This is a genomic window from uncultured Bradyrhizobium sp., from assembly GCF_964252615.1.
Taxonomy (GTDB): domain Bacteria; phylum Pseudomonadota; class Alphaproteobacteria; order Rhizobiales; family Xanthobacteraceae; genus Bradyrhizobium.
Window position 1 is genome coordinate 67,230 of record NZ_CAXUNQ010000019.1, and the last position, 10,091, is coordinate 77,320.

General features: G+C 64.4%; 11 protein-coding genes. 4 read left to right on the top strand and 7 right to left on the bottom strand.

All coding sequences use genetic code 11. The annotated features are described in order from the left end of the window. Positions 1-154: 154 nt before the first annotated feature. Together ACFE72_RS12470 and ACFE72_RS12475 are read right to left on the bottom strand one after the other, a co-directional pair. Positions 155-1,534, bottom strand: coding sequence for an ABC transporter substrate-binding protein (locus ACFE72_RS12470; protein WP_375413404.1), 1,380 nt, complete (start codon positions 1,532-1,534; stop codon positions 155-157). Between the two features lie 135 nt (positions 1,535-1,669). Continuing rightward, positions 1,670-1,885: a hypothetical protein gene (locus tag ACFE72_RS12475; RefSeq protein ID WP_375413405.1), complete on the bottom strand. Its 216-nt coding sequence runs from the start codon at positions 1,883-1,885 to the stop codon at positions 1,670-1,672. A 239-nt stretch (positions 1,886-2,124) separates the two neighbouring features. Here ACFE72_RS12475 and ACFE72_RS12480 point away from each other — a divergent pair, with 239 nt between their 5' ends. Then, positions 2,125-2,877, top strand: coding sequence for a sulfate transporter family protein (locus ACFE72_RS12480; RefSeq protein ID WP_375413406.1), 753 nt, complete (start codon positions 2,125-2,127; stop codon positions 2,875-2,877). A gap of 104 nt (positions 2,878-2,981) precedes the next feature. Here the strand turns inward: ACFE72_RS12480 and nth are convergent, their stop codons facing one another. Further along, positions 2,982-3,827 carry an endonuclease III gene (gene nth, locus ACFE72_RS12485; RefSeq protein WP_375413407.1) on the bottom strand — a complete coding sequence of 282 codons (846 nt, stop codon included), beginning with the start codon at positions 3,825-3,827 and terminating at the stop codon, positions 2,982-2,984. A 21-nt stretch (positions 3,828-3,848) separates the two neighbouring features. On the opposite strand from nth, the gene ACFE72_RS12490 reads away from it, so the two are divergent. Beyond that, a complete protein-coding gene (locus tag ACFE72_RS12490) occupies positions 3,849-4,364 on the top strand; it encodes a DUF2244 domain-containing protein (RefSeq protein WP_375413408.1) in 516 nt (171 codons plus the stop codon). A gap of 55 nt (positions 4,365-4,419) precedes the next feature. Next, positions 4,420-5,328: a methylated-DNA--[protein]-cysteine S-methyltransferase gene (locus ACFE72_RS12495; protein ID WP_375413409.1), complete on the top strand. Its 909-nt coding sequence runs from the start codon at positions 4,420-4,422 to the stop codon at positions 5,326-5,328. Here the strand turns inward: ACFE72_RS12495 and ACFE72_RS12500 are convergent. Further along, positions 5,325-6,182, bottom strand: a complete 858-nt coding sequence (locus ACFE72_RS12500) for an LD-carboxypeptidase (protein WP_375413410.1) — start codon at positions 6,180-6,182, stop codon at positions 5,325-5,327. The two genes, ACFE72_RS12495 and ACFE72_RS12500, sit on opposite strands and share 4 nt — an antisense overlap. 48 nt (positions 6,183-6,230) lie before the next feature. Between ACFE72_RS12500 and ACFE72_RS12505 the strand changes: the two genes are divergently transcribed. Next, positions 6,231-7,634: a glutamate ligase domain-containing protein gene (locus ACFE72_RS12505; protein WP_375413411.1), complete on the top strand. Its 1,404-nt coding sequence runs from the start codon at positions 6,231-6,233 to the stop codon at positions 7,632-7,634. Between the two features lie 105 nt (positions 7,635-7,739). Here ACFE72_RS12505 and ACFE72_RS12510 read toward each other — a convergent pair whose 3' ends face one another. The 3 genes from ACFE72_RS12510 to dapB are packed head-to-tail and all read right to left on the bottom strand — an operon-like array spanning position 7,740 to position 9,728. Then, positions 7,740-8,267, bottom strand: a complete 528-nt coding sequence (locus ACFE72_RS12510) for a GNAT family N-acetyltransferase (protein WP_375413412.1) — start codon at positions 8,265-8,267, stop codon at positions 7,740-7,742. Further along, positions 8,264-8,887, bottom strand: a complete 624-nt coding sequence (locus ACFE72_RS12515) for a 2,3-bisphosphoglycerate-dependent phosphoglycerate mutase (protein ID WP_375413413.1) — start codon at positions 8,885-8,887, stop codon at positions 8,264-8,266. Before ACFE72_RS12515 ends, ACFE72_RS12510 begins: the two co-directional genes overlap by 4 nt. 25 nt (positions 8,888-8,912) lie before the next feature. Then, entirely contained in the window at positions 8,913-9,728 is an 816-nt protein-coding gene (dapB, locus tag ACFE72_RS12520; protein WP_375413414.1) for a 4-hydroxy-tetrahydrodipicolinate reductase, read from the bottom strand. Positions 9,729-10,091: the final 363 nt, after the last annotated feature.

A 10,091-nucleotide genomic window follows, 5' to 3' on the forward strand; every position in this document is an offset into this window, starting at 1 on the left:
GCGACGAAGCAATCCACCTTCCGTCATGCGCGGGCTTGACCCGCGCATCCATCATACTTCGGAAGCGTGTTTCGAAGAAGATGGATTGCCGGGTCAAGCCCGGCAATGACGGACATTGAGGCCGGACCCGCTTCGCTCGCAATGACGCATTACCTCAGCCCGCGACTTCCTTGATGCGGGCGATCAGTTCGTCGACGGCCTTGTCGACCGGGACCTTCTCGCTCACCACCCGGTTCATGGCCTTGGCCCAGGCGTTCTCATTGTTCAGGATGGTGAACCTGTAGTTCTTGGTGAAATCGAACGGCGCCGTGCCGCCCATGAACTGGGTGTAGACCGCCTTGCGATGGCGGTCGGCCTGCCAGAACGGGCTGTTCTGTCCGGCCAGCGTGACCGGGAACCAGCGCCCCAGCGCGCCTTCGACATAGGGCTGCAGGTTCTCTTCCTGCAGCAGGAATTTGACGAACTCCTTGGCCTGGGCCTTGTTCTTCGCCGCGGTGAAGATCGCGCCGGTCTTCACGTCGGAACGGTATTTGATCGGCGAGCCGTCCGGCTTGTTGGGAAACGAGGCGGTGACGATGGTTTCCTCATAGGCCTTCTTGCCGGCGGCGCGCTGCTCCGGCGTCAGCGTCGGGTTGTTGGAATCCTCGAACCATTTCGCCGCGATCGAGATGGTGAAATTGTGGGTCATCACGATGGTCTTGTTGTGGAAGGCGACGTTGTTGTCGGGGTCCTTCCAGGTCGTCGACGACGGCGGCGTGCATCCTCTGACGTAGGTGTCGGTGTAGTCCTTGAGCGCGCCGATCAATCCTTCCCGCACCTTGGGGTCGTCCACCAGCAGCTTGCCGTCATCGTCGACCAGCTTGACGTTATAGGCGTCCATGAAGGTGTAGAACGACTGGAAGGAGTCGGTGGATTCCACGCCCATCGGCTGGCCGACGCCGTAAGCGCGGGTGCCGCTGGCCTTGCGGTAGGCCGGCTGCACCTTGTCGCACCAGAACGACCAGTATTCCTTCCAGGTGGTCGGGATGTCGCCGACCTTGAAGCCGGCCTGCTCCAGCAGATCGCTCCAGATCTGCACATGCATGCTCTGCTGCTTCAGCGGGAAGCCGTAATAGGCCTTCTTCTTGGTCTGGCCGTTGTAGAGGCTGGCGGTTTCCAGCGTGTTCGGCGCGAACGCCGATTTCATCGGGGTGAGGATGTCGGAAAGATCCTCGAGCTTGCCCTCGAACGCCCATTTGCCGGCGGCCTGCACGTCGTAGGTGTCGGAATAGGCGACATCCGGCACCGTGCCGGAGTCAAGCGCCGCCACCGTCTTCGGGATCATGTCCTGGATGGCATATTGCGACAGTTCGACCTTGATGCCGGTCTTGGCCTCGAATTTCCGGATCGCCTCGAGCAGCGCATCATCCTCCGACTTGTAGAAGCCTTTGCCCCACCAGATCGTGATCTTTTCCTGCGCCGCCGCCGGCGCGCAGCCAAGGCCGATGGCTGCGGCGACCGCAACGGCAAGCGTTCGTATTTGCCTGGATTTCACGTTGTTCTCCCTGAACTGCCGGATTCTTTGAACCAGCTGGATAAATCCTAGCGCATTCCGGCGGCACGTCCAGATGGCGCAGGCGCCAAAACAGGGAGCAGGTAAAAAAAGCCCCGCGCAAGGCGGGGCTTTTGGTCACATCCGGTGATGGCGACGGTGCATTTTCATCTTGTGGTGATGGCGGCCGCGGTGCATGGCCATGGCGCCCCGGCCGGTGGTGCTTCCGTTCATCGACGCACCCGTGGTGGTCTTGCTGGCCGCGGGCCCGCCTGCCTGGGAGCTTCCGCCGGCCGTATTGCCTGCTGTCTGCGCGACTGCGAGCGTGCTCGCCAAGGCGAATGCTGCAGCCATTGCGATGGTCCTCAGTTTCATGGGTCGGTTTCCTCTTATGGTTGAAGCCCCAGCAGGCAATCAGGAGCGATGAAGAAGGTTCCCAGAGGCGCGCCCGTCCATTTCGGAGCGCTCGCCGAGCAGGATGCGATTGGCGCGATAGCCGGCCGGCCCGACCGCTACGCTCTGCCGCGCCGGCCCTCTTGCCGGCGCCCTCCGCCGCGTCTACCTCTGCGCAAGCTGCAGAGACCGACCCGCTTATGCTCAACGCCGCCGTCAAGGCCCTCTCGCAAATCCTGTCGCCGCCGATGCGCGCCATTCTATGGCGGGCGATCGGGCTGGCGCTGGTGCTGGTCGCGGTGCTGGCGACCGGGCTGCAGCGATTGTTGAGCTGGTTTGCGGCATCCGGCGAAAGCTGGGCCGAGGCGATGCTGGGGCCGGGCTTTCACACCCCGCTCAGCATCCTGGCGTGGATCGTTTCGATCGCCGCCGGCCTTGGCGTCGTGTTCGGCGCGGTGTTCTTGATGCCGGCGATCACCTCGCTGGTGGCGAGCGTGTTCGTCGACGACGTCGCCGATCATGTCGAGCGCGAGCATTATCCGGCCGAGCAGCCCGGCACGGCACTTCCGGTCGGGCTCGCCATGATCGAGGGCGTCAAGACCGCGGCGCTGACCATCCTCGTCTATCTGGCGGCGCTGCCGTTCGTGTTCGTAGCCGGCGCCGGCTTCATCGCGTTCTTTATCGCCACCGCATGGCTGCTGGGGCGGGAATATTTCGAGCTCGCCGCGATGCGGTTTCGCACCCCCGCGGCGGCCAAGGCGATGCGCAAGCACAATGCCGCCACGGTGTTCGCGGCCGGGTTGATCATCGCGGCCTTCGTCTCGATTCCGATCGTCAACCTGGCGACGCCGCTGTTCGGCATGGCGTTCATGGTCCATATGCACAAGCGGTTGAGCGGCCCGCCGCCGCAGCGGATCGAGCCTTCGCGGAAGGCGCGCGTGCCGGCGGCGTGAGGCGGCATCCGGTCGGCATCCCGAAGTGCCGCGCATCTTGCGCGGCGTCTCGAAGGATGGCCCAAGGGTGCGTGCTTCCATCCTTCGAGGCGCGCAAGCGCGCCTCAGGATGACGGCGGTGCAAGTTGGACCGTCTTCTCCGGCCAGCGGCAGAGATCGTTGATCAGGCAGACCTCGCAGCGCGGCTTTCGCGCCAGGCATGTATAGCGGCCGTGCAGGATCAGCCAGTGATGCGCGTGCAGCATGAACTCGGCGGGAATCGCGCGCTCCAGGCCGAGCTCGACGTCCAGCGGCGTGTTGCCGGGCGCAAGGCCGGTGCGATTGCCGACGCGGAACACATGGGTATCGACCGCCATGGTGCGCTCGCCGAACGCCATGTTGAGCACGACGTTCGCGGTCTTGCGTCCGGCGCCGGGCAGCGATTCGAGCTCGGCACGGGTGCGCGGCACGTCGCCGCCGAATTCGGCGATCAGCTTTTCCGACAGCGCGATGACGTTTTTGGCTTTGTTGCGGTAGAGTCCGATGGTCCTGATGAAGTCGCGGACCCGGTCCTCGCCGAGCCCGATCATCTTTTGCGGCGTATCGGCGACTGCAAACAGCGCGCGCGTCGCCTTGTTGACGCCGGCGTCGGTCGCCTGCGCCGACAATACCACGGCAACCAGCAGGGTGTAGGGGTTGAGATGCTCGAGCTCGCCCTTGGGTTCGGGATTGGCGGTGCGAAACCGGGTGAAAGCCTCGCGCACCTCGGCCGGGGTCCAGGGTCGGATCGAGGTTTTGCTGGACGCTCGCGGTGATTTCTTCGCCGCCGGGGCCCGCCCTGATTTCGCCGCAAGAAATCCGGCTGCCTTATTTTGCCTGAGGTTCGCCGCAACGCTGCCCTTGCCCGTCGCGGCGGTCTTTCGCACGGCGGCCTTCGCTGGCGCCGGCGGGCTGCGGGTGATTTTCGCCATGATTGTGTATACTTAAGCGCGATGACCCCAGGCAACGAGTTTGAAGTGGCGCAGCCGACCCTGTTTTCGGCGCTGCTCACACCCCATAGATCGTTGAATCGCAACGGTTTTCTCGTGCTGATGGGGTTTCTCAGCGCGGTCAGTTTCGGCGCCGGGCTTGCGTTTTTGCTGATGGGCGCCTGGCCGGTGCTTGGCTTCTTCGGCCTCGACGTGCTGGCGATCTACTGGGCCTTCCGGATCAATTTCCGCCGCGCTCAGGCCACCGAACAGATCACGATAACTCCATCCGAACTGCGCGTGCGCAGGGTCAGCCACCGTGGCCACGTGGTGGAATGGGTGCTCAATCCGCTATGGGTGCGGCTCGACCAGAAAATCCACGCAGAATTCGGTATCGAAAAATTATATCTGGTCTCGCACGGCCGCCGCGTCAGCGTCGCGAGCTTTCTGGGCGCCGAGGAAAAGGCAAGTTTTGCCAAGGCTTTAAGTGCTGCGCTGCAGGCCGCCCGGCGCGGCCCCACCTACAATCCGGTCGCGTGACGGAAGGGCCGGGAATCGGGTGGTTTGAAAGCCGCGATCGGCCTACATCAAACGCATGATGAACCTTGCCAAGAATGTCGTCATGAATGACCACCGCCTCGCCAAGCCGGGGGCGCAAAACGCCGCGCTGCGTGACTATGATTCGGTGCGGCGCGCCATCGCCTTCATCTCCGAGCACTGGCGCGCTCAGCCGACCATCGAATCGACGGCTGACGCCGCAGGTGTTACGCCGGATGAACTGCATCATTTGTTTCGCCGCTGGGCCGGCCTTACGCCAAAGGCTTTCATGCAGGCGCTGACGCTGGACCACGCCAAGGGATTGCTGCGCGATTCGGCCAGCGTGCTCGACGCGGCGCTCGACTCCGGGCTTTCCGGTCCGGGACGACTGCACGATTTGTTCGTCACCCACGAGGCGATGTCGCCGGGGGAATGGAAGAACGGCGGCGCCGGCCTGACGCTGCGTTACGGTTTCCATCCCTCGCCCTTCGGCACGGCCATCGTGATCGCCAGCGGCCGCGGCCTTGCCGGCCTCGCCTTCGCTGACGCGGGTGACGAACAACCGGCACTCGCCGACATGCAGCGCCGCTGGCCGCGCGCAACCTATGTCGAGGACCACATGGGCACGGCGGCGCTGGCGCAACGGGTGTTCGATACAAGGCTGTGGCGCCCAGATCAGCCGTTGCGCGTGGTGCTGATCGGCACCGATTTCGAGGTGCGGGTCTGGGAATCGCTGTTGAAGATCCCGATGGGGCGCGCGGTCTGTTATTCCGATATCGCAAACAAGATAAAAAGCCCGAACGCATCGCGCGCGGTCGGCGCGGCGGTAGGCAAGAATCCGATTTCGTTCGTGGTGCCGTGCCATCGCGCCCTCGGCAAAAGCGGCGCGCTGACCGGCTACCACTGGGGCATCACCCGCAAGCAGGCGATGATCGGCTGGGAAGCCGGGCAAGTCGGCGCCCATTAATCCGAAGAAACAACAACCTGCTGCGCTCCGAAAGGCACGATCTTGTTGTCGGCGTCGTGCCCGATGTCGGCGCGGCCGAGCCATGGAATACCGGATCTGCCGCACCAGTAGCGTGCGACTTCCTCTTCGTTCATTCCGAAGGCAGGTTGGTTCGCGGTGATGTCGCTGCAGCGGCCCAGCATGATGCCCGCCACCCGTCGGATCCCGGGATTGCTGGTGATGTGGAATAGCGACCGGTCGATCCGGTACATCGCTTCGGACACCTCCTCCAACATCAGCACATGGCCGTCGAGGTCCGGTTGCAGCGGCGTGCCCAGCAATTGGCTGAGAATCGTGATGTTGAACGCGGCTGTTTTGTTCAAGCCGCCGGCCGTCGGCTCCAGGGCTTCGGGCGAGCGGTCGACCATCCAGGCCAGCGCCCGCCCGATTGCCGCGGCACCGCCGTTCCGGACGACATCCTGCACCATCGGACCATGCGCCACCGTGAACCCTGCCCCGTAAAGGGCGGCAAGCAGCACGCCGGCGTCGCTATAACCCAGATAGGTTTTTCGTCTGGACGCCTCTTTCAGTCCCCGCATCACCGGCTCTGCTATGCGGCACGAGCCGTAGCCGCCGCGGGCGAACCAAACCGCGTCGGTGCCGCCGTCATTGGCGAGTTCGAGGAAAGCCCGCGTGCGGGTGTCGTCATCGCCCGCGAAATGCCGATACGCAGCAAAGCACTGCGGATGAAAGAAAATCTCGGTCCGCCCGTCCGGATACAACGAATCGGCTACCGCCCGCACTTGGTCGACAACGTCCGGAGAAATGCGCGAAGCCGGCGCGATCACGGCGATCCTGCATTTCCGGCTGCTCATCGTCTGCCCTGCGTTGCGCTTCATCGGCGACGCTTGTAGATTCCGCGGATGTCCCGAGCTGAAGATTACTTTTTTTGCGGCGTCGGCGGTAGTGGCATGACCCCGCTGGCGCTGATCATCCAGGCCCGCGGCGGCGGCGTCGAGGGTTCTGACCGCGCGCTCGACCAGGGACGCAATACCGAGCGATTCGACTTTTTGCGTTCGCGTGGCGTGCTGCTGCATCCGCAGGATGGCAGCGGCATCCGTCGCGCCGGTCAGGTGCTGGTCACGTCCGCCGCCGTGGAGGACACCATTCCCGACGTGCAGGCCGCACGCCGCATCGGCGCCGCCGTCACCACGCGCGCAAGACTTCTTGCCGAACTATTCAACGCGTCTGCCCTAAGTGTCGGGGTGGCCGGCACCAGCGGAAAGTCCACCACCGTCGGCATGATCGGCTGGATCCTGCATCGCGCCGGAAAATGCCCGACCATCATGAACGGCGCTGATATGAAGAATTTTGTCGCGGCAGATTCTCCGTTCGCCAGTGCGAGGATCGGCGAGGGCGAGGTATTTGTCAGCGAGGTCGACGAGAGCGACGGCTCGATTGCCTTCTTCGAGCCGCGCGTCGCGGTGGTGAACAACATCTCCCTCGATCATAAATCGCTGGACGAACTGCGTAAGCTGTTCCGCCATTTCGTCGCCGAGGCGCAAAAGGTGGTGCTGAATCTGGACAACGCGGAAGCCGCGGCGCTGTTGCCCGATCTGAAACCGGGTCAAGCGATGACCTATGGTCTGGTGGCCACGCAGGCCGATCTCGTCGCCTCTCTGCCGGCACCGTCGCCCGGTGGAATCGCGTTCGCCGTGACGGCGCGCGATAGCGGTGAAGCCGTCGCGGTAAACCTCAAGGTTCCCGGGCTGCACAATGTGGCCAACGCGCTCGCCGCGCTATGCGCCGCGACGATCTGCGGCGTGCCCCTCGCGGACGCGGCGGCCTCCTTGAGCGAGTTCAGCGGCATCCGTCGGCGGCTGGAGGTCGCAGGCACCGCGAACGGGATCACGGTGATCGACGATTTCGCCCACAACCCCGACAAGATATCGGCTACGCTGGAAACCATGCACGCGTTTCCCGGGCGCCTGCTGCTGATGTTCCAACCCCACGGCTATGGCCCCCTGCGCCTGATGAAGGACGCCTTGGTGGACTGCTTTGCGGAGGGGCTGCACGACGACGATGTTCTGGTCATGCCCGAACCGGTATATTTCGGCGGCACCGTCGACCGCAGCGTCGGCAGCCGTGAAATCGTCGACGCGATCGAACGGCGCGGTCGAAAAGCCTTTGTCTTTCCCGATCGTAGCGCCTGCGGCGAAAGCCTGGTCAGGCTGGCCCGCCCCGGCGACCGCATCCTGGTGATGGGAGCCCGCGACGATTCGCTTTCGCTGTTCGCGCACGACCTGCTAAGGCGGCTTGCGCCATGAGAATTGTCTCGCAGGATGGGTTGGCGCCAAGGGCGCGAAACCCGCCGGCAGAGTTTACCACGAGGCAGACGTTGGGTTACGGCTTTGCGCCCACCCTGCCTACGATCAAGCCAGCCGCTTCCACATCACCGCGGTGTCGCATATACGGCCGTCGGGAAACAGCGCGTAGTCGGGAATGATCCCGATTTCGGTCCAGCCGGCGCGCCTATAGACGCGGTGGCCGTTTTCGCCGGGCACGGTGTCGAGCACCAGCAGCCAGCGACCGTTGCGCCGCGCTTCCTGTTCGGCCCGCGCCATCAACGCCGCGCCCATGCCGCGGTTGCGCGCGGAGCGATGCACCAGCATTTTCTTGATGTCGGCGCGATGCGGCTGGTTGGGCGGGGTGTCGAGTCCGAGCTGGACCGTGCCGACGATCCTGCCGTCGAGCCGCGCGGCCAGCAATACGGTGTCGTTTGCGGCAACCGACGCCGCGACTTTCCGGAAGAACGCCAGCGCCTCGGCATGCGTGAACGGCGACATGAAGCTGACGGACGCGCCGCCTTCGACGCAATCGGCCAGCACATCGGCGAGCTGATCGAGCGCCGTCTCGGCGACCGGCGCATTGAGGACCGCTATGTCGAATGCTGCGCTCACGCCGCCAGATCGAGCTTCGACGCCACGGTGGCGTCGGCATTGAGCCGGTAGATGATCGGCACGCCGGTGGCCAGCTCGCGCGCCAGAATGCCTTCCGGCGACAGTTTTTCCAGCACCATGATCAGCGCACGCAGTGAATTGCCGTGAGCGGCGACCAGGGTGCGCTCGCCGCGCAGCACGCAGGGCAATATCTCCTGAACGTAATAAGGCAGCGTGCGCGCCAGCGTATCCTTCAGGCTCTCGCCGCCGGGCGGCGGCACATCGTAGGAACGGCGCCAGACATGCACCTGCTCCTCGCCCCACTTCTTGCGCGCGTCGTCCTTGTTGAGGCCCGACAGATCGCCGTAGTCGCGCTCGTTGAGCGCCAGGTGTTTTTTGGTCCGTAGGCCGGGCTGCTCCATCTCGGCCAGCATCAGCTCGAGGGTGTGCTGGGCCCGCGTCAGCACCGACGTGAATGCGATGTCAAAAGTGAAACCCTGCGCTTTCAGCTTGCGTCCGGCTGCTTTCGCCTCGGCAACTCCCTGCGTGGTGAGGTCAGGATCCTTCCATCCGGTAAAAAGGTTCTTCAGATTCCATTCGCTCTGGCCGTGACGCACGAGCACGAGAAGGCGATCGTTCATTCGGTGTGATTTCCGTTTTTGATCTCTAGAGGTCTTTCAAGCCCAGCACGTCGGCCATCGAATACAGCCCCGGCTTCTTGCCGTGCGCCCACATTGCGGCCTTGAGCGCGCCGTGGGCAAAGATCATGCGATCTTCGGCCCGGTGCGAAAGCTCGATGCGCTCGTAAGGGCCGGCGAAAATCACGCTGTGATCTCCGGTCACGGTGCCGCCGCGCAGCGATGCAAAGCCGATATCCCCCGCCCTGCGCGCGCCGGTCTCACCGTCCCGTCCCCGCGCCGAATGCTGATCCAGCGCGATGCCGCGTCCCCTGGCGGCGGCTTCGCCGAGCAGAAACGCGGTGCCTGACGGCGCGTCGATCTTGGCCTTGTGGTGCATCTCGAGAATTTCGATATCGAACCCCTCGTCGAGCGATTGCGCCACCCGCTTGACCAGCGCCGCCAGCAGATTGACGCCGAGGCTCATATTGCCGGATTGCACCACGACGGCGCGCGAGGTCACGCTCTTGATCACGGCGTCATCGGAGGCCGACAGACCGGTGGTCCCGATGACATGGACCAGGCCGCGCTCCGCGGCGATGGCGACATTGGCGATGGTCGCACCGGGAACGGTGAAATCGAGAATGCCGTCGGCGTCCTTCGACAGCGTCCACAGGTCGGCCGACAGCTTGATGCCGTTTGCGGGCAACCCTGCCAGCACTCCCGCGTCCTTGCCCAGAAGCTCGGAGCCCGGCGCTTCCAGCGCGCCGGTAACCACCGCGCCCGGCGTTGCATCGATGGCGCGCGTCAGCGCCCGACCCATCCGGCCGCCGGCCCCCGCAACGATCAAGCGCATGTCCGCCATTTCGGTCCTCTCTATGACAGCTTGCGGTATAGCCGGGGCCGCCTGTCACGGCAACTGAGCAGGGCGGCAGGCATGACGCGCCGCTCCGTTCCGGACAGCGGCGCGAGCCGCATAGCTCTTCGCTCAATACACGGGAGGCCGTCATGGCCGGGCTTGACCTTGCTGAATGTACACATCTCATCGTCATGGCCGGACTGGACCCGGCAATCCATCCTGCTTTGCAAAAGTCTTTTGCCAAGAGCAATGGATGCGCGGGTCGAACCCGCGGTTGGCGCGGCGTGTGTTGCGGCGTCTTGCAATATCGCGCGCCACGGGGCGCGTTCCCCGGACGCAGCGCAGCGCGCAGCCCTTGCGGAGCGGTGC